This window comes from Paenibacillus sp. E222 (genome assembly GCF_013401555.1).
Lineage (GTDB): Bacteria > Bacillota > Bacilli > Paenibacillales > Paenibacillaceae > Paenibacillus.
Genome location: NZ_CP058552.1, coordinates 6,320,625 through 6,339,088, shown reverse-complemented (window position 1 = coordinate 6,339,088; position 18,464 = coordinate 6,320,625). Strand labels below are relative to the sequence as shown.

Sequence of the window (18,464 nt, the reverse complement as noted above, 5' to 3'; positions counted from 1 at the left end):
CTGTCTCAACTTCGGCGGAAAGAGCCCATAACTCCAACTGTTTCCACAATATTAACAAATGCCTTCGGATCAGTTTCCTTGATAATTCGTTTGATTTCAACGAGTTCGTAGCGAGTAGTCACTGTCATTAACATGTCCTTTTCGATATCTGTATATGCTCCCTGAGTCTTAATTTTGGTGACCCCACGAGGGCGAATAAGCAATTTTTTCAACATCGCTTCGGTTTCATTGGTAATAATGTACAAGGTGACTTTGACATGGCTGATATGAATCAGATCCAGTACTTTGCCTGTGATATAGATCGAAACCATGGAGGCAAGCGCGATGTTCCAGTCATCATTTAGATAACCTGCGAGCATAATAATGGCTCCGTTCATGCCAGCCATTACCGTACCAATCGGGAAATCACGATTACGGGTGAAAATGGAACCAACGATGTCCAGCCCGCCTGTGGATCCGCCTACTCGAAAGGAAACTCCGGTGCCCAATCCCACTAATACGCCGCCAAATACACAGCTCAGAAGAGGATCTGTTGCCACAACAAAAACAGGCAGAAGCCCGATGAACCATGAAGTGGCCGCTACCGAAACAATACTTAATGTAATGAAACGTCGTCCAAGAATAAACCAACCTGCAATGAGCAGAGGAATGTTAAGAACAAAATACATTATACTAAGATTCAAATTTGTAAAATAACCAAGAAGCATGGAAATACCGGATACCCCGCCACTAAGAAGCTGATGGGGAACCAAAAACCAGTTGAAGCCGCAGGCAATAGCTGCAGCACCCAATACGATCACTAAAAAGTGCCAAATCATTTTGGGCAATTTAATCACCTCATTTATATTTAAAACCAGATTGCTGGTAATCTTGAATTGTTTTGTGATATAATGATTTGTGGATATTCTTGAGTAGGAAACTTTTTCCAAATGGAACGATAAAATTTGAAATGTTTCAAACACATGTATGTAGTTTTAGTCTTATGTTGGGGACCCATTCACGAATTATGTTCTTTTGTGAAAATAATTCGACTTGATGGGATAACCTATAAATATTAACGCTACTTAAGAATACAGACAACAAAGTGGATTGTCCACCATGTCCACCATATAGAAGGAGTATGAATAATTTTGACAAATTTAAATTTCACAGATTTCAATCTTGAACCACTGGTGCTGCAAGCAATCACCGAACTTGGTTTTGAAGAGGCCACTCCGATTCAATCCAAATCAATCCCTCTTGCTCTAGAAGGCAGAGACTTGATCGGTCAAGCTCAAACGGGTACTGGTAAAACCGCTGCATTTGGTATTCCATTGATCAGCAAAATCTCCAAAAGTGATGAAAAAATCCGCGCCCTCATTATGGCACCTACACGTGAGCTTGCGATCCAAGTTGCCGAAGAAATCGAAAAACTCACCCGCTTCAAAGGTTTGCGCTCCCTGCCAATTTACGGAGGACAAGACATCGTTCGTCAAATCCGTGCACTGAAAAGAAAACCACAGATCATCATTGGTACACCAGGACGTCTCCTGGACCACATCAACCGCAAAACAATCAAACTTGATGATGTACAAACTGTTGTATTGGATGAAGCAGATGAAATGCTTGATATGGGCTTCATGGAAGATATCCAATCCATCCTGAAACAAGTTCCAGACGAGCGTCAAACAATGCTGTTCTCAGCAACAATGCCTCCTAACATTCAAAAATTGGCTCAACAATTCTTGAACAACCCTGAGCACGTTTCCGTGATCCCTAAACAAGTAAGCGCACCTTTGATTGACCAAGCTTACATTGAAGTGCCAGAGCGTCAAAAATTCGAAGCACTCAGCCGTTTGCTGGATATGGAATCTCCTGAACTGGCGATTGTATTCGGACGTACTAAACGTCGTGTTGACGAATTGGCTGAAGCTCTGCAAAAACGTGGATATTCTGCTGACGGTCTGCATGGTGACTTGTCGCAAAACCAACGTGATACAGTAATGCGTAAGTTCCGTGACGGCAGCATTGATGTTCTCGTTGCAACAGACGTAGCTGCACGTGGTCTCGACGTATCCGGCGTAACTCACGTTGTGAACTTTGACCTTCCGCAAGATCCGGAAAGTTATGTTCACCGTATCGGCCGTACAGGTCGTGCGGGTAAAGAGGGCGCTGCATGGTCTTTCGTTACTCCGCGTGAGATCGACCACCTGCACTTTATCGAGCGTGTAACACGTCACCGTATTCCGCGCAAACCGCTGCCAACTATGGCTGAGGCTGTAGAAGGAAAACAACGTTTGACAGCTGAGCGTTTGCTCGAAATCGTACAATCTGGTGAACTGAACGAATACAAAGGTATCGCGATTCAAATGCTGGAGCAATATGATTCTGTTCAACTGTTGTCGGCTGCTCTGAAGCTCCTGACAGGTGACAAAAAAGATGCTCAGGTTGATCTGACTCCTGAAGATCCAATTCGTGCAAAACGTCGTAAACCGGATGTTCGCTCTGGCGGACGCAAACCATCTGGTTACAGCGGCAACCGCAGCAGTGGTGGTGGCGGTGGATACAACCGTGATCGCAACAGCAGTGGCGGCGGACGTGGTGGATACAACCGCGATCGTAACAGCAGTGGTAGTGGAAGTGGAAGCAGAGAAGGTGGTTACAACCGTGACCGCAAACCGCGTCCAAGCAACAACGAAGGACGTCGTCCTGCGAAAGATTCTTCTTTCGAATAATATACAAGCGTGAACTGGAAAATGGGGCAGGGCGACTGCTCCATTTTTTTATGTGCAGATTAGGCCAAACCAGTGTACTGTCGATCTCTTTTCGGGAAGGGCTGGCTTTTCCTATCTATAATAAGGTATATTAATATTATTAGACTTCAGGTTAGACGCAAGGCTGCGGAGGAGGAGAATTGTTTGGAATTTAAAGGAGCTATGGGTGGGATCTACCGACTTACAGAGTGGATTACGAGACTGGCCGCAACCAATCTGTTGTGGGCTATTTGTTCGTCTCCGTTCTTGTTTTTCTTGATTATGAAACTGCTCGTGATGCAGCAGAACCTGGCCAACGAATCACTACAAATGAACTGGGCTATAGCCATTGTGGCACCGCTTACACTATTCCCAGCGACATCGGCCCTGTTTACGGTTGTACGTAAATGGAATATGGGGGATACGGACGTGCCAATCTTCCGTACTTTCTTTGTAGGTTACAAAGAGAACTACAAACAAAGTTTAATCGGAGGTATCTTCTATACCTTGCTGTTTGCCATCATGTATCTGGATTACACAGTATATATGACACAATTCAAGAATATGCAGCTGGTCGGAATTATTATGCTCGTACTATTGCTGCTGCTGTTTGTTTCTCTCTTTAACTTCTTCTCGATGGTGGTACATTACCACATGTCCATCGGATTGATCATCAAAAATGCGGTGCTGTTGACGCTGATTAGACCATTCCGTGTATTTTCCACGCTGCTGGGAAGTGGATTGTTGTTCTATATCGGTTTTCGTTATCCGGTCTTGTTCATCTTCTTCATTATTAGTATTGTTGCTTGGTTTGCTTTCTTCAACTTCTACGCAACGTTTAATAAGATGCAGGAGCAGATGGAGAAGATGCAGTTGAAGAAAGAAGAAGAGGAAGCTGCACAAGCTGCAGAACAGGCAGGGGAGTCAGTTGAGACGATAGAGGCCCATGAACCATCTGAGGTTAAGCCATCTGACGAAAAACAAGATAATCTCCAAAAATAAAACATGAGCTGTCACCATTTACTTTTTACACAGTTAGGGATATAATAATTGTACATCCTGCGATGTACGTTTCGGTTATTCGTTGTTTTGAACCAATGATGATGTCTTCGGGAGATCAATACAGAATGTTGCTGAAACGCCCTGTCTATATGACATGGGGACTTCAAAAAACATTTTTGCGGCCACCCACCTGCTAAGCAGGTTCATAAGACAATGTAGCCGGACGGCATAGGCGGGTTCCTATTTTATCATGTACAGCACCCTGACTCTTTCCTCTAATCCAGGAATTTCAGGGTGCTTTTTATTTGAGCTTATTTTGTTGGATTGGCTGTATTTTGTTAAAAGTGTCGCTTGCCCTTTTGTTACTACATGAACAATGTTACACTAGTATACATAAATGGAACGGTTACATCAAAGGAGGAAGGGTCTTGACCTTAAAGAGAACGCTCGTCGGTATCATCCGCAGCATGGAGGGAACCAGCGATCGAGCCAAGGATCCCAAATTAAAAACACGGTATTATAACTTATCCAAAGACAGAGCCTGGGAAGAGGTTTCTTCGACACTCAAAAAAATCCCGGGTTATAAAGTGCTGCATGAAGTGCCTTCTGTGGGAGAGGTTATACTGGAGAAGCGGACTACCTTTGGACGGACGATGGATATTACGGTTTCCATTATATCGGTAAGTCCTGTACGAAGTGCGGTCGATATGTATTCGGCTTCACGTGGTTCACTTGGAGACCTGGGTTCTAATTATCGAACGATCATGAACTTGTTCTCCGTTTTGGATAAGAAGCTGAGTAAGTATAAGTCAAACGATTGAAATAGATGGATGAATAACAAAAAGCGAGAGAAGGTTAACCTTCCTCGCTTTTGTTCTGAACGTGAACTACCTTTTACAGCAAGGCTTTTACAGCGGAAATCGCTTGCTCGAAGTTAGGGGAGTCTGTCATTTCAGGCAGATATTCCACATATGTAATTCGGTCTTCAGCATCCAACACGAAGATGGAGCGCATGTCCAATTGGAATTCTTTGATCAGAACACCGTAGTCTTGACCGAATGAACGTGTTTTGTAGTCAGACAGTGTTACAACGCGGTCAACTCCGGCTGCGCCGCACCAGCGTGCTTGTGCAAAAGGAAGGTCAACGCTTACTGTCAATACGACAACATTGTCTCCAAGATCTCCTGCTTCAACATTGAAGCGACGGGTTTGGGCATCGCATACGCCAGTATCCAGTGAAGGAACAACGCTGATTAATTTGATTTTACCTGCGAAGTCTTTCAGGGATGCATCTTCAACCAGGTTTTTACTCAGTGTAAAATTGGGTGCTTGATCACCCACTTTCAATTCGGGTCCGATCAGTGTAATAGGGTTGCCTTTAAAGGTGGCTGCGCCTGTACGTTCTTGTGCCATAATAATGTTCCTCCTTATAAGTTGGTGATCCGTGCCAAAATCCATTATAATCTTTTATGAAAGGCATTGTCCAATTCGGACGAAGGATCATTAGAATGGGTCAGATTTGCAGGCCGATCTGAACAGGGTGGAGTGAAAGCAGAAACTTATGATATTTATAAGGTATGAGAACTGGAAAAGTTATTTAAAATTTTTCCCTTTGACGTCGATTCTTTTAATTGCCAATGTTGTTATGTTTATTGTGCTCAGTTTGAACGGTGGTTCCACAAACAGTATGACGTTGCTTAAGTTTGGAGCGCTTGTTAACCATGAATTATTTGCAGCAGATTGGTGGCGTTACATTACATCGATGTTCCTGCATGCTGGTTTCAGCCATTTGTTGTTTAACAGCTTTGCTCTCATCGTATTTGCACCACCAATGGAACGACTGCTTGGGTCGGTGAGATATGGTGTGTTGTACTTGGGTGGAGGCATTCTGGGTAATATTCTGGCTGTTGCCTGGTATAACTCGGTTGGAGCAACGACAATCTCGGTAGGTGCTTCAGGTGCGATCTACGCAATCTATGGTGCGTTTCTGTATGTAGCCTTGTTCCAGCGAACAATGATGGACGAAACCTCGCGTAAAACGTTGTATACGCTGCTTGTATTCGGTATTATTTTTTCCTTTGCTATGACGGGCATTAACTGGATGGCGCATTTGGGCGGGTTGTTGGGTGGATTCTTCATTTATGGACTTCTCATCCGCTTGTGGAAACCCCGTAGCTTTAAGCAGTAGTCAAATTGATCTGAAGACGGAATGCAATCACGGATAAGTAGGGTATAGAGCAGATTGGAGAGATCAGGGGCAGTGGAATTAAGACAGTTGCATTACTTTTTGAAAGTGGCACAGAAGGAGCATGTTACGCAGGCAGCGGAGGAATTGCACGTAGCGCAGTCTGCAGTGAGTCGTCAGATTCATCAGCTGGAGGAAGAACTGGGAGTAGACCTTTTTATGCAAAAAGGGCGAAATCTGCAGTTGACCGCCGTTGGGCAGCTCTTTTGCAAACGGGTTGAAGGTATATTGAAAGATCTGGACAAAGCGGTCGGGGAGGTTCATGAGTTTCTCGACCCGGAGCATGGTGAAATTCGTATCGGTTTTCCTCACAGTCTCGGTATTCACTTGATTCCTTCGGTTGTGGCAGCGTTCCGTCAGCGTTATCCTAACGTCAAATTCAGATTCAAGCAAGGCATGTTCCCGACGCTCATTCGTGATGTGTTATCGGCCGAAGTGGACTTGGCATTTATATCTCCATTTCCGGAGAAGCATGACCAGGTGGATGGTGACATTGTGCTAACGGAAGAACTGCATGCGATCCTTCCGCCGAATCATCCATTGGCCGGTGAAGAGAGTATTGCGTTAGAGCAGCTCAAAGATGATAAGTTTGTATTATTCAGTAAAGGCTATTCTCTGCGTCCGATTGTCTGGCACGCGTGCCTTGAAGCCGGGTTTACGCCCAAGATTGCTTTTGAGGGGGAAGAGACGGATACGATTCGAGGGCTGGTTGCGGCTGGCATGGGTGTGAGTTTGCTGCCGGAAATGGCGCTTTTCCAGACGAACCCGCTGCAACCGGCGCATGTAGCCATTTCTCATCCAAAAGTGACGCGTACGATCGGGTTGATCCACCGTGCAGATGACAAGCTTCCGCTTGTTGCGCAGTCATTTCGTTCATTTTTACTTAATTATTTCGGTTTACAGCAAAACAATACCCCATCCGATTAACGGTGGGGTATTGTTTTTTGGTTTGTGTATTCAATTAGTCGCGGCTATTGAAAATTCCGATGTAACGAATCAGTTCGAGCAATGAGATTAATGCTGCAGCGACGTAAGTTAATGCTGCGGCATTCAGTACTTTGGCGACGCCTCTCTCTTCTTCGTTCCGGATATAACCTTCCGATACCATAATCTCTCTTGCACGGTTACTTGCGTTGAACTCAACCGGCAACGTAATGAGTTGGAATGCGACGGTTACGGAGAAGAAAATAATACCAATACCGACAAGGTTCATTGCATTAAAGATGAATCCGGCAATGAGCAAGAAGGGTGCAAGTCCGGATGCAAAGTTGACGATTGGGAAAATCCGGTGACGTAGTGCCAACATCGGATAACTTTCCTTATGCTGGATCGCATGGCCAACTTCGTGACACGCAACGGAGACAGCCGAGATTGAATTTTCATAATATACAGGCTCAGACAACCTCACGACACGATTGATTGGATCGTAGTGATCGGAGAGTGCTCCGCGTACGGGTTCAATAGGAACGTCGTGTAGGCCATTGGAATCAAGCATGTGACGGGCAGCATCGTAACCGGTCATTCCATTTAGGTTTTTAACATCAGACCAACGATTGAATGTACTCTTAACGCGAAATTGCGCCCATAAGGAGAGCAAAAAGGCGATAATGATCAAAACGAACATACCGTTATTAAAACTCATATTCATTCCTCCGCTTTCTAAATAATAAGCTACATCATGGTGTTCTCAAGCAAGATTTTCAAAGCTTCCATCGTACCAGCACTTTTGGTGAGTAGTCCGGCCATCATCTTACGTGCTTGTACAGGTTTCATCTCGCCAAGCAGCGGTTTAAGCTCATTCACCTCTCGCTCAAGCTGTTGCACGTGGAGCTCCAATGTTGTCAGTTTGCTGGCAACTTGTTCTTCCGTGCTCACCAGACTCCACTTCTCAAGAGATTGCTTAATCTCGTCGAGACTATACTTCTCTTGTTTCATGTGTACAATACGTTCCAGCCTGGTTAAAGTTTCATTACTATAAAGACGATAGTTTTTTTCTGTGCGCTCTTCAGGAGCGATGAGACCGAGCTTTGTGTAATAATCAATCGTCCGTTCGCTCACACCTGCAGTTTTGGCAAGTTCGCCAATCCGAAACAATTTCATATCCCCAATGATATTCACCTCGCTTGCAAGTTCAAATGTAGGGAATTGTAGATTCCAGTTGCGGCTTTGCATAACCCGCCCAATTTTTTTCTTACTAATAGTTATGATACATGATCTTTAACCATACAGTCAAACGTTATGCTTTGGTGGCTGCGAAGCTTCGTTTCTATATCTATGTACTCATGGGACATGATTATGTACTTAAGTGCAAGAAAAAGACGTATGACTTTATTCCCAGAAATATTTTTCAATTTTGCTGAAAATACTCTTGTCAACTTTCCTGTCTTCTGCTTATAATGGCATTAAGAGTTTCACGATATGTGAAGAAACTTAACATAAGAGGGAGTGGGGTATATGAGAAAGAAATGGTTGGTTTCGGTGTTAATAATGCTTACTTTATTGGCTTTCCCGGTCAGCGCATTTGCAGCTGCGGAGGGGCCGACTAACATCGAACTTCAAAGCGGTCTGAACTCAGCCTTTACGTTTCTGGCTGTTGTGCTGGTTTTCCTGATGCAAGGGGGATTTGCTTTACTTGAAGCGGGTTCAACTCGAATGAAAAACGCAGGACACATTGCGGGTAAAACAATCCTGACATTGGGGATTTCGGTTATTGCCTTCTGGGCTCTTGGCTTCGGTCTTGGTTTCGGTAATGGTAACAGTTTTTTCGGAACAACCGGATTTTTCCTGAGTGGGGATGCAATGGCTGCTTCGTTCGAATCACTGGCCTTCTCTGATGTTCCGTTAACCATTAAATTTGTATTCCACCTTGCATTTGCAGCGGTATCCCTGGCTATTGCCTGCGGTGGTATGGCAGAACGCGCAAAGATGAGTGTATATATCGTTTTCGGTACGCTGTATACCATTATCATGTATCCGGTTGTTGCTCACTGGGTATGGGGCGGCGGCTGGTTGGCTGAGCTTGGTATGCAAGACTTTGCAGGTTCGACGGTTGTCCACTTGACGGGTGCGACTGCCGCGCTGGTAGCTACGATTCTGTTGAAGCCGCGTATCGGCAAATATAACAAAGATGGTAAACCTAACATCATCCCAGGTCATAACCAAGTGTACTCTGTACTCGGTGTCATTATCCTTTGGATCGGTTGGTTCGGTTTCAACCCAGGTAGTACATTATCTGCCATGGGTGATGGATTCTTCGGTTATGTAGCATTGACTACAAACGTAGCTGCGGCTGCTGGTGGTGTGGCTGCACTGTTGATCTCATGGGCTGTATTGGGTAAATCCGATATTCCTAGCATGCTGAACGGGGTGCTTGCGGCACTCGTTGCCATCACAGGTGCTTGTGCATTCGTTGAACCGTGGGCAGCACTGGTTATTGGTGCTCTGGCAGGTATTATTACATTCTTCACTGCTCAATTCTTTGAACGCAAAGGAATTGACGATCCAATCTACGCCTTCTCTGTACACGGTATTGCCGGTATGTGGGGAGCGATCTCCACGGGTTTGTTCGCAACACCAGAACTTGCTGAGAATGCAGGTGTAGGTCAAGCGGGATTGTTCTACGGTGGCGGTTTCCACCAACTGGGCGTTCAGCTTCTGGGTCTGGCAGGCGCATTTGCCTTCGTTCTGATCATGTCCTTCATTATTCTGGGTGGTATGAAAGCTATCATGGGAATCCGTGTAACGGAAGAAGAAGAAACGATGGGGCTGGATTTAAGTGAGCATGGTACTTACGGGTACCCTGAACAAATGAAAAATGTAGAAACTAAATCCAATGGCGGTACGTTCAGCTCCTAAGAGGAATGATTGCTGAATCATGCTTCAAGGAGGCAGGACATGATGGAACCCATCCCGTATATAAATCAATCCTGGTCCTATCAGGGAATAGATGGTGCGGCATCTTCTCAAGAACTGCGTCAGGCGCGTGTGATATTGCAGAATGAGCTCCAGGAACTGTTGTCCGCTTCCTTGTCGCCGATCGAATGGTACCAGACGGTAAATGAACTGCATGACCGGGTTGCTCGGCGAGCAGTAGAGTTATGCATCCAGGGGATGGTAGAGGAAGGCCTAGGCCAACCTCCCGTCCCCTATGCCTTTATCGTTTTTGGTAGTTCCGGCAGGCAGGAAGCGACGTTATGGAGTGATCAGGATAATGGCATGATTATCAGCGATGCCCCGGATGAGGGGAAAGAGGTATATTTTGCCGAACTCGGACTTCGAATGACCGATATGCTGGAGGAGCTTGGCTACGCCAAATGTGAAGGCAAAGTGATGTGTTCGGAGCCTTTATGGAGGAAAACACTGGAATCCTGGAAGGAACAATTGAAAGCATGGGGATCGGACCTGTCCTGGGAGCCGGTTCGCAATCTGATTATCGCTTCAGACATGCGTTTTGTTGCGGGTGAGCCAGAGCTTGCGGAGGAATGGATATCTGCATTTTATGAAGGGTTCAGATCGGTTCCTGAGCTTTCCGATGCCGTGCTGCGCAATACCGTTAAACACAAGGCGACACTGAACATTCTTGGAAGGGTGGTAACGGAACGATTCGGTGAACATGCAGGTGGATTTGATGTGAAGTACGGCTTGTATATTCCGCTGGTGAATAGTGCACGTTTTCTGGCTTTGCAGCATGGCATCAAAGAAACGTCCACGCTCAAACGAATTCAGAGGTTGGTATCACTCGAAGCAGTTCCGCTTACTTTGCTGGATGCAGCTCAGCGTGCATTTATGACGGCTTTGAAGCTGCGCCGCAGTACACCCATTGTGATGAAACAAGGGTTGCAGCATAGCGGTGGTTTTCTGAATGAGAAACAGTTGAAGGAAAAACAAATGCTTTATGAACTCCGGGATACGTTAGGGTTGGTGCGGCGAGTACATCGTGCGCTGCAAAGACAACTTCGTTTTGCAGAAAGGAGACGTCCATGAGAGAGCCGGCAAGGGGCAATACAGGATTCTGGAATTCGCTGCGCCAGGGAGGGGTTCCTTCCGCCATCGCTTCCATAATGGGAGCCCCAACGGCGCAACATATGGCGTTTATCCGTTCGATGATGAGAGAACAGCGCAGACCCGAGGCGCTTCACACGCCTTTAAACGAATTGAATGCTGTCGTATTTGATCTGGAAACGACGGGCTTCTCTCCCCAGCATGGGGATGAGATCCTTTCCTTTGGGGCGGTGCGTATTAATGGTGGTGTGATGCTGGAGAATGAGCAGTTCTACACATTGGTTCAGTCCAAAGTCTCTGTTCCGGAACACATTACGGAACTGACGGGAATTACACAGCAAATGACGATGGATGCTCCGTCGCTCCTGGAAGGTCTGCATGACTTCATGTCTTTTGTTGGCGGAAGTGTACTGGTTGCCCATGCAAGCGCGCATGATCGGGCTTTTCTGAATGCGGCCTTGTGGCGGACATCCAAAGTAAGGCTAACGCACCGGCTCATCGATACGATGATGCTGGCGCGTTGGCTTGAACCGAGCAGACCGGGCTATGGTCTGGATGAATTGCTGGAATCCAAAGGCATTCCGATCTACGGACGGCACCATGCTTTGGAGGACGCAAAAATGACTGCACAGTTATGGTCCTGTTATCTGGAGGATATGTCTCACAAAAATGTAGAAACATTGGGTGACCTGTACACCCAGTTAAGTCACGCTTAGCCGGGCGGGCTGTAAGCTGTATGATTGGCCAGGACTCATTCCAATGCTTGAATCAACATTTGAATGAATTTGATAACCATTTAGAAGCATCTTTGATGGTGTATCAGCCGTAAGATCAGGCGCGCCTATAAAATAGACCTGGAGTAGTCCAGCGAAAAGTGGTAGGTTGCGCAGATCCTCATTGGAAGGAATGGGCGTGGTTCGAGGGTGGGAGTGAAAGAGCCCGATAAGTTGTGGCTCATTGAACACACATCGGATCCATTCTGCATCTTCCAATGCGAAATGGTGCAGCGGGTCAGGCGCTACGTTACGAATGGGCTGAAACCGACTGATTCGTATGCCGCCCGCTGCGGCTTCACCCAGCACAACCCCGCAGGCTTCCTGCGGCAGCGAAGCGAACATGTACTTAGACATCTCCTGCTCTACGGAGGAAGGGATGTAGAAGGTGTTTTGCTGCTCGTGAAGTGCTGCCATTTGTATTCACCCCTCTCTCTTTGGCTCCTGCTTCGGCAGGAGTCCTTTTTTATTTTATTTTGTGTGACCCGGATTGTAAAATTTTAAAGGAAAAGGGTACAATATGAGAGAGAGCTTGAAATATCTCACATGTTAGAAGAACGTGAATCTCAATAGGTTTGATTATACAAAAGGGTGGCTGGTCATGAAACGAAATATATACATACTGCTGGGTGTTGTTTTGCTGGTGGGCATTGCTTTGGCTCAAAATGCAGACAACGGAATCGCAGCCGTGTTTAAACAAGAGGAGCCGATGCCCACGGAGACGGGGCCGAAAGCAGGTTTACTGGCACCAGCATTCTCTTTGAAAGCCATGGATGGGAAAACCTACGCTGTAGGTGGAGCCAAGGAAAAGGCCATCTTCGTCAGTTTCTGGGCATCCTGGTGTGAACCGTGCAAGCAGGAAGCTCCTGCGCTCAATACATTGGCAGCAAAATACAAGGACAAACTGGATCTGTACGGTGTGAACGTAACCACGTACGATAAAATCAGGGATGCCAAAGCTTTTGTAGATAAATACAAACTGACGTTCCCTATTTTGCTTGATGAAGACGGAACAGCATATGCCAAATATAACGGTTTAGCTTTTCCGACGAATGTATTGATTGATTCCCGAGGTGTCGTTCAGGAAATTATCTTGGGGATTTTGCCTGAGAAAGAGCTGGAGCGCAAAATTAAGGAGTTAATTGCGGATTAACCAAGCAAAAAGCTATCATGCAAGAAGCTAGCCAAGCGAAAAGCAAAAGCGCCTGTCTTCCAAAGTTTTTTGGAGAGAGGCGCTTCTTTTATTTTCCGGGAAATATGCATTAATGGTTGCTTAGACCGTGAGCAGGGATGTTGACTACGCCAGGCTCGTCCTGCAATTTTTCCTGAAGAAGGGCATAACGGAAGCTGTGTACGAGGGCTTCCCAGCTCGCTTCAATCACGTTCTCGGATACACCGACGGTATTCCACGTGTTTTCTGTGTTTTTGGATTCAATTAATACACGAACCTTTGCGGCAGTAGCATCTTTTTCATCCAGAACACGTACTTTATAGTCGGACAGATGCATGTTGGCAAGGGAAGGGAAGTACTGCACAAGTGCTTTCCGAAGCGCGTTATCCAGTGCATTGACCGGACCATTGCCTTCCGCTGCGGTATACGCACTTGTTCCGCCTACGTTAAGTTTAACAAAGGCTTCCGAAACAACAGACTTGCCAGCCACTTTTTCAACAAGCATCTTGAACGATTCAAAGGTAAACAATTCTTTCATGTCACCGTTGGCTTCACGGATCAACAGTTCAAGAGAGGCATCGGCACCTTCGAACTGATAGCCCTGATGTTCCAGATCTTTGATTTTCTCAATGATCTGACGTGAGTTGGCACTGCTTGGGTCGAACTCAAGACCCAGTTCCTGCGCCTTGGACACAATGTTGCTTTGTCCTGCCAGTTCGGAGACGAGCACACGCTGTTTGTTACCAACCAACTCAGGAACGATGTGTTCGTAGGTCCGGGAATCGCGCAATATGGCAGAGACGTGAATACCGCCTTTGTGAGCGAAAGCCGCATTTCCGACATAAGGCTGGTTGATTGGCATATTTACGTTGGCAATCTCACTGACATAACGGGCAACATTCGTGAGCTGTCTCATTGAATCCTCAGAAACGCACTCATATCCAAGCTTCAGTTGCAGGTTAGGGATAATCGAAGCCAGATTGGCGTTGCCACATCGCTCTCCATACCCGTTCATTGTACCTTGGACCTGTCTGGCACCAGCTTGTACTGCGCTTAAGGTGTTGGCTACAGCAAGTTCACAGTCATTATGTGTATGAATGCCCAGATGGGCTTGAGGAAGTCGTCCAGCGAGAGTGGACACGATCTCGTACACCTCATGCGGCATCGTTCCGCCGTTGGTGTCACACATCACAAGCCAGTCCGCTCCAGCTTCATGGGCTTTGGTCAACACAGCCTGTGCATACTCCGGATTGTGCTTAAATCCGTCAAAGAAATGCTCTGCATCAAAGATGACTTCCATACCATTTTGTTTCAGATAGGCAATGGAGTCGTAGATCATGGACAGGTTTTCTTCCAAAGTGGTTTGCAAAGCTGTGTGTACGTGAAAATCCCATGATTTCCCAACCAGAGTTGCGGCCTGAGCACCGGACTCGAGCATGCGCTTCAAGTTGGCGTCTTCACTGGCGATGCTGCCTTTACGACGTGTACTGCCAAAAGCGACAACCTTCGCGTTCAGGTTCAGTTCCTTGACTCTTTTGAAAAACTCAATGTCCTTGGTATTGCTGCCTGGGATTCCGCCTTCAATATAATGAGCACCCAGGTCATCGAGCTTCTTGGCAATTTTGAGCTTGTCATCTGCCGATAAGCTGACTCCCTCCCCTTGTGTGCCGTCACGTAAAGTCGTATCGAAGATGGAGATGGCCTTTGACATGAAGATCCTCCTTTAAGATGAAGCGCTTTTTTTTAGAAAGTTTAATGGTATGTTTAAAAAACATATTAGAATGTTGGTGACGAATCCTTCGATTCTGTACCGCTACACTGTATTAAATTCAAAGTGTAGATTTGTCCTAAAATCGTGAATTTGTATAATTAATTATTATAGCACCATTATCGCCAAATGCTACATCGAATTCACCATTTGGTGTAACAAATGATGGATTGTAGAGTTAAGTGAGCTGTAAACGTTATCTTGTAATATGTTATGCTTCATCTAAATACAAGTATTCCAGGATTAATTATGGATTCAAATCTTGTCTTTATAAATGGAGGGAAATGAATGAACTTTGTTTGGGAGAATATAGTTATTTCAATCATTATAATCGCTATTATCGTCGTTGCCGTGTGGGGTATCATTCGATCGATCGTTAAATCTCTCCGAAAATAAGGGGATATAAATGATTTTTACATAAGGGATTTTGATATAATAGAGTAGAGAGTGCATTTAACGGAATTGTGTATACGAAAGGGCGGTGGTGGATCATGTCTTCAGACGAGACGCATAACAACATAAATGTAGATCGATATTATCCTGCCGCCGGACGAGTTATTTTGCATGTCGATATGAATGCTTTTTATTGCTCTGTACATGAAGCCGAGGAACCGGAATTATATAGAGGAAAAGCGACGGCCGTTGCGGGCAGCAGTGAAGTGCGCAAAGGTGTCATAGTCACTTGTTCGTACACGGCACGACGCAGGGGCATTTCCACAGGCATGGTCGTTCATCAAGCATTAAAGAAGTGTCCTGATTTAATTGTGATTCGTCCGGATTTTCATTTATATCGTAGGTATTCGAAAGAATTCATGAAAATAGCTTACAGTTATACACCGCTGCTTGAAGCGACCTCAATCGATGAGTGTTACCTCGATATTACGGGGTCCAGACAGTTCGGTACTCCGATGGAAATAGCGGAAAGTATTCAGACTAGAATCCGGGAAGAGCTGGGAATGCCCTGTTCGATCGGAATTGCACCCAACAAGCTGCTCGCCAAGATGGCCTCTGATTTGAAAAAGCCGAATGGTATCTCGATTTTGCGGATGAGGGATGTACCTCGGATTTTATGGCATAGACCATGTAACGAGATGTTTGGCATCGGCAAAAAGACAGCGGAAAAGCTGAAGAAACTAGGCATTGAAACGATAGGACAGCTGGCCAAATCAGATGAGCGGATGTTAACCGATGTGTTTGGAATTAATGGCTCTTGGTTAAAAAATTCAGCAAACGGCATTAATCATTCGGCAGTTCAGGCTGAACGTGAAGCGAACAAATCAATTGGGCACACAACAACGTTGCCTGCGGATATATCTGAACCGGATGATGTGCATCGGGTGTTGCTTAATATAAGTGACCAGGTTGCCAGACGGTTGCGCAAGCACGAAATGCTCAGTCAGGGCATTCAGATTACGATTCGTACACCCGATATGAAGACAATAACGAGATCACGGATGATGGAAGTGCCTACTGAAGATGCATCGATCATATACCGGGAGGCCTGTGCTTTATTTGCGAAACATTGGGGCGGCGGGAAGCCTGTTCGAATGTTGGGTGTGACCCTCCAAACGTTGATTCCGCGTGAGGAGTCGGCGATACAGCTTGACCTCTTCGAATATGAGCAGAAGCCGAAGAAGGAGAACCTGATTCGCATTATGGATCAGTTACGTGACAAATTTGGCGAAAATGCTGTCGTTACTGCTGGCATGCTGGGGGATGATCCTTCCGTATTACTGCGCAATCATAAAGTCCGGGGGACGTCGCTGCAAAAAGATAATTTGCAAAGTCTCGATTAAATAGGGCATAATGGAGTCTTGAGGCTGTGAAAATGATTTGTAATAACTCTTACTTTGTATTAATATGTTTCTAGATAAAAATACTGTACGTTTTTGAATAATAGGAGGAGAGATTGGTAATGAGTAAATATACTTGGGTAGAAAAAGATACATGTATTGCGTGCGGAGCATGCGGAGCAACGGCGCCAGACATTTATGACTATGATGATGAAGGTTTGGCAGAAGTAATCTTTGATGGAGATGCGAACCAAGGGATCAAAGCAATTCCGGATGACTTGTTCGACGATATGCAGGACGCTTGCGACGGCTGCCCTACAGACTCCATTAAAGTTGCGGATGAACCTTTCAACAAAGAAGGTTAATTCCTTTCATATGAACATACAAAAGCACATTCTTCTGTCTTTGGGACAGTGGGGTGTGTTTTTTTGTCGAATGTTAAGGCTTAGATCCGGGTACTCAAGTCCTATGGATTTCTTGTCATCATTTGCCGATATATATAGAAACGGAAAAAGGCGAAATAATGGAGGATCGGATGCAAAATACTCACCTACGAACATATGTAAAGAAACATCCAGATAATAAAATGGCCTGGTATTTACTCGGTAAGGAATATTTGGGTGAAGGGCAGGAGGCCAAGGCGAACTATTGTTTTCAACAGGCGGGTGAAGTCTACGAGGCTTTTGAGCGGAGTAAAGCACCGGCCGATATATGGGTGGATTATCAGGAGAAGCTGGTTGAAATGGCTGAGCAAAAGGAGAAAAAACATCGTGTTCGCAAGATGTGGCTCACCCTGCTGATGCTGCTTGTACTGGCAGGATTACCACCTGCGGATGCTCCTGGTTTCGATCGGGATGCTGCCGAGGCGTTGGCTTCAGCTTTGGAATCGACGGACAATTCCATGGATAGCGAATCAGGAAATAAACCGATGGAAGACTTGGCTCTTGTTGCGAACTCCAATGTGTTTACAGCTGGAGCATTCGGTGGAGGTGCCAAAGGTGAGGCTGCACTTGCAGCTGCATGGTCAGGTTCTGGTGCGAAAGTGCAAACATCGGCTGTGCTTGGAATGCAGGTCGCGGGGAACTGGACATTATGGAAACGCAATATGGCGGTGAAATACATCGTTCAGACGAACAGCAGTGGCAAATTAACGGCACAGAGTTATGATGCCAAACAGTGTAACTGTGAACCACCGGAAGTATCACCGGAGATCAAGCGGTTGGCAAAGGCCTGGACAGCCAAACAAGAAACCGCGGCAGCTCTGTCAAGTGCAATGATTACATATAAGAAACAAAACGGAAGCTGGCCGAAAAGTGTGGCGCAATTAGCTCAGCCATTTCCAAATAATATTCTGGGCGAAACTGCACCTGGCATGACCCGGATGTTTCCTGCACTACTAGCCATGCATCAACAAGGTCGATTGGGGAAAGGAAAAAACGCAGATAAGGGAACAGGTGAAGCTCCAGATTCACAACAAAGTAAAAATGCTGCATTTGTGGATACGTTAGGAGGAGAGCCTTTTTTGCAGGATCGGCTTGAGATCATCGTGGACAAGAGCAGGCATAAGCTTGCACTGATTAGTGGTGACACCATTATTCGAAATTACGAGGTGGGACTTGGGGGAGAGCGTACTCCAGAGGGTTCGTTTGTCATTTCAGACAAGGTTGTAAATCCAAATGGTCGGTCTAACGGCGAATTTGGAAGTAGGGGCATGCAGCTATCGGACACGAATTATGCCATCCATGGGACCAACGAGCCAAACAGTATCGGGCTGGATGAATCCCTTGGATGTGTGAGAATGAGTACTGAAGATGTGGAAGAGCTATTTGCTCTTGCTCCTCAGGGAACTCCGGTACGCATCGGGAAAGATCTGCTGCCAGAGACACCTATGGTTCCAGAAGCGAAGGATCGCTACCGGTACACACTTGTTCTCAAGCAAAATAATCCGAATAAGACGTATCATTGGTTGAATTAAACGA

General features: G+C 45.8%; 18 protein-coding genes and 1 other RNA gene. 13 read left to right on the top strand and 6 right to left on the bottom strand.

The genetic code is table 11. The features are described 5' to 3' along the window. Positions 1–5: 5 nt before the first annotated feature. A complete protein-coding gene (locus tag HW560_RS28010; protein WP_373565017.1) occupies positions 6–818 on the bottom strand; it encodes a YitT family protein in 813 nt (270 codons plus the stop codon). A 312-nt stretch (positions 819–1,130) separates the two neighbouring features. On the opposite strand from HW560_RS28010, the gene HW560_RS28005 reads away from it, so the two are divergent. The 4 genes from HW560_RS28005 (at position 1,131) to HW560_RS27990 (ending at position 4,555) form a co-directional block, all read left to right on the top strand. Further along, positions 1,131–2,714, top strand: coding sequence for a degradosome RNA helicase CshA (locus tag HW560_RS28005; protein ID WP_090895601.1), 1,584 nt, complete (start codon positions 1,131–1,133; stop codon positions 2,712–2,714). 183 nt (positions 2,715–2,897) lie between these two features. Then, complete coding sequence (locus HW560_RS28000) at positions 2,898–3,734, top strand: YesL family protein (RefSeq protein WP_090895603.1); 837 nt, start codon at positions 2,898–2,900, stop codon at positions 3,732–3,734. Between the two features lie 51 nt (positions 3,735–3,785). Continuing rightward, positions 3,786–3,977: non-coding RNA, 6S RNA (gene ssrS, locus HW560_RS27995), on the top strand. Between the two features lie 185 nt (positions 3,978–4,162). Beyond that, entirely contained in the window at positions 4,163–4,555 is a 393-nt protein-coding gene (locus HW560_RS27990) for a DUF1499 domain-containing protein (RefSeq protein WP_024629239.1), read from the top strand. A gap of 73 nt (positions 4,556–4,628) precedes the next feature. Here HW560_RS27990 and tpx read toward each other — a convergent pair whose 3' ends face one another. Then, positions 4,629–5,147 (bottom strand): thiol peroxidase, encoded by a 519-nt coding sequence (gene tpx / locus HW560_RS27985; RefSeq protein WP_090895608.1) that lies wholly within the window; start codon positions 5,145–5,147, stop codon positions 4,629–4,631. A gap of 148 nt (positions 5,148–5,295) precedes the next feature. Here tpx and HW560_RS27980 point away from each other — a divergent pair, with 148 nt between their 5' ends. Beyond that, positions 5,296–5,922: a rhomboid family intramembrane serine protease gene (locus HW560_RS27980; RefSeq protein ID WP_063564796.1), complete on the top strand. Its 627-nt coding sequence runs from the start codon at positions 5,296–5,298 to the stop codon at positions 5,920–5,922. A gap of 72 nt (positions 5,923–5,994) precedes the next feature. After that, on the top strand, positions 5,995–6,906 hold the full coding sequence (locus tag HW560_RS27975) for a glutamate biosynthesis transcriptional regulator GltC (protein ID WP_024629242.1): 912 nt from the start codon (positions 5,995–5,997) through the stop codon (positions 6,904–6,906). Between the two features lie 34 nt (positions 6,907–6,940). On the opposite strand, the gene HW560_RS27970 is transcribed toward HW560_RS27975, so the two are convergent. Then, the gene (locus HW560_RS27970; RefSeq protein ID WP_062322116.1) at positions 6,941–7,621 is read right to left on the bottom strand and encodes a zinc metallopeptidase; all 681 of its coding nucleotides are present in this window, start codon (positions 7,619–7,621) and stop codon (positions 6,941–6,943) included. Between the two features lie 29 nt (positions 7,622–7,650). After that, on the bottom strand, positions 7,651–8,079 hold the full coding sequence (locus tag HW560_RS27965) for a MerR family transcriptional regulator (RefSeq protein WP_063564944.1): 429 nt from the start codon (positions 8,077–8,079) through the stop codon (positions 7,651–7,653). Positions 8,080–8,433: 354 nt separating this feature from the next. Between HW560_RS27965 and HW560_RS27960 the strand changes: the two genes are divergently transcribed. The 3 genes from HW560_RS27960 to HW560_RS27950 are packed head-to-tail and all read left to right on the top strand — an operon-like array spanning position 8,434 to position 11,696. Then, positions 8,434–9,834 (top strand): ammonium transporter, encoded by a 1,401-nt coding sequence (locus HW560_RS27960; RefSeq protein ID WP_090895611.1) that lies wholly within the window; start codon positions 8,434–8,436, stop codon positions 9,832–9,834. Between the two features lie 42 nt (positions 9,835–9,876). Then, positions 9,877–10,962, top strand: coding sequence for a DUF294 nucleotidyltransferase-like domain-containing protein (locus tag HW560_RS27955; protein WP_090895613.1), 1,086 nt, complete (start codon positions 9,877–9,879; stop codon positions 10,960–10,962). Beyond that, the gene (locus HW560_RS27950) at positions 10,959–11,696 is read left to right on the top strand and encodes an exonuclease domain-containing protein (protein ID WP_090895616.1); all 738 of its coding nucleotides are present in this window, start codon (positions 10,959–10,961) and stop codon (positions 11,694–11,696) included. Before HW560_RS27955 ends, HW560_RS27950 begins: the two co-directional genes overlap by 4 nt. On the opposite strand, the gene HW560_RS27945 is transcribed toward HW560_RS27950, so the two are convergent. Continuing rightward, positions 11,682–12,170: a M67 family metallopeptidase gene (locus HW560_RS27945; RefSeq protein WP_090895618.1), complete on the bottom strand. Its 489-nt coding sequence runs from the start codon at positions 12,168–12,170 to the stop codon at positions 11,682–11,684. The genes HW560_RS27950 and HW560_RS27945 overlap by 15 nt on opposite strands. 184 nt (positions 12,171–12,354) lie before the next feature. Between HW560_RS27945 and HW560_RS27940 the strand changes: the two genes are divergently transcribed. After that, positions 12,355–12,906 carry a TlpA family protein disulfide reductase gene (locus tag HW560_RS27940; RefSeq protein WP_090895621.1) on the top strand — a complete coding sequence of 184 codons (552 nt, stop codon included), beginning with the start codon at positions 12,355–12,357 and terminating at the stop codon, positions 12,904–12,906. 109 nt (positions 12,907–13,015) lie between these two features. On the opposite strand, the gene cimA is transcribed toward HW560_RS27940, so the two are convergent. Next, entirely contained in the window at positions 13,016–14,635 is a 1,620-nt protein-coding gene (cimA, locus tag HW560_RS27935) for a citramalate synthase (protein WP_090895624.1), read from the bottom strand. A gap of 548 nt (positions 14,636–15,183) precedes the next feature. Here cimA and HW560_RS27930 point away from each other — a divergent pair. From HW560_RS27930 to HW560_RS27920, 3 genes are all read left to right on the top strand, one after another. Continuing rightward, entirely contained in the window at positions 15,184–16,488 is a 1,305-nt protein-coding gene (locus HW560_RS27930) for a DNA polymerase IV (protein ID WP_090895627.1), read from the top strand. 119 nt (positions 16,489–16,607) lie between these two features. Beyond that, positions 16,608–16,850, top strand: coding sequence for a ferredoxin (locus HW560_RS27925; RefSeq protein ID WP_062322102.1), 243 nt, complete (start codon positions 16,608–16,610; stop codon positions 16,848–16,850). A 170-nt stretch (positions 16,851–17,020) separates the two neighbouring features. Beyond that, on the top strand, positions 17,021–18,460 hold the full coding sequence (locus tag HW560_RS27920; protein ID WP_179265240.1) for a L,D-transpeptidase family protein: 1,440 nt from the start codon (positions 17,021–17,023) through the stop codon (positions 18,458–18,460). The last annotated feature ends 4 nt before the right edge of the window (positions 18,461–18,464 follow it).

Coding starts and splice junctions, on each gene's coding strand:
- HW560_RS28010 (WP_373565017.1), bottom strand. CDS start 818: ATGATTTGGCACTTTTTAGTGATCGTATTGGGTGCTGCAGCTATTGCC.
- tpx (WP_090895608.1), bottom strand. CDS start 5,147: ATGGCACAAGAACGTACAGGCGCAGCCACCTTTAAAGGCAACCCTATT.
- HW560_RS27980 (WP_063564796.1), top strand. CDS start 5,296: ATGATATTTATAAGGTATGAGAACTGGAAAAGTTATTTAAAATTTTTC.
- HW560_RS27970 (WP_062322116.1), bottom strand. CDS start 7,621: ATGAGTTTTAATAACGGTATGTTCGTTTTGATCATTATCGCCTTTTTG.
- HW560_RS27965 (WP_063564944.1), bottom strand. CDS start 8,079: ATGAAATTGTTTCGGATTGGCGAACTTGCCAAAACTGCAGGTGTGAGC.
- HW560_RS27960 (WP_090895611.1), top strand. CDS start 8,434: ATGAGAAAGAAATGGTTGGTTTCGGTGTTAATAATGCTTACTTTATTG.
- HW560_RS27955 (WP_090895613.1), top strand. CDS start 9,877: ATGGAACCCATCCCGTATATAAATCAATCCTGGTCCTATCAGGGAATA.
- HW560_RS27950 (WP_090895616.1), top strand. CDS start 10,959: ATGAGAGAGCCGGCAAGGGGCAATACAGGATTCTGGAATTCGCTGCGC.
- HW560_RS27945 (WP_090895618.1), bottom strand. CDS start 12,170: ATGGCAGCACTTCACGAGCAGCAAAACACCTTCTACATCCCTTCCTCC.
- HW560_RS27940 (WP_090895621.1), top strand. CDS start 12,355: ATGAAACGAAATATATACATACTGCTGGGTGTTGTTTTGCTGGTGGGC.
- cimA (WP_090895624.1), bottom strand. CDS start 14,635: ATGTCAAAGGCCATCTCCATCTTCGATACGACTTTACGTGACGGCACA.
- HW560_RS27930 (WP_090895627.1), top strand. CDS start 15,184: ATGTCTTCAGACGAGACGCATAACAACATAAATGTAGATCGATATTAT.
- HW560_RS27925 (WP_062322102.1), top strand. CDS start 16,608: ATGAGTAAATATACTTGGGTAGAAAAAGATACATGTATTGCGTGCGGA.
- HW560_RS27920 (WP_179265240.1), top strand. CDS start 17,021: ATGCAAAATACTCACCTACGAACATATGTAAAGAAACATCCAGATAAT.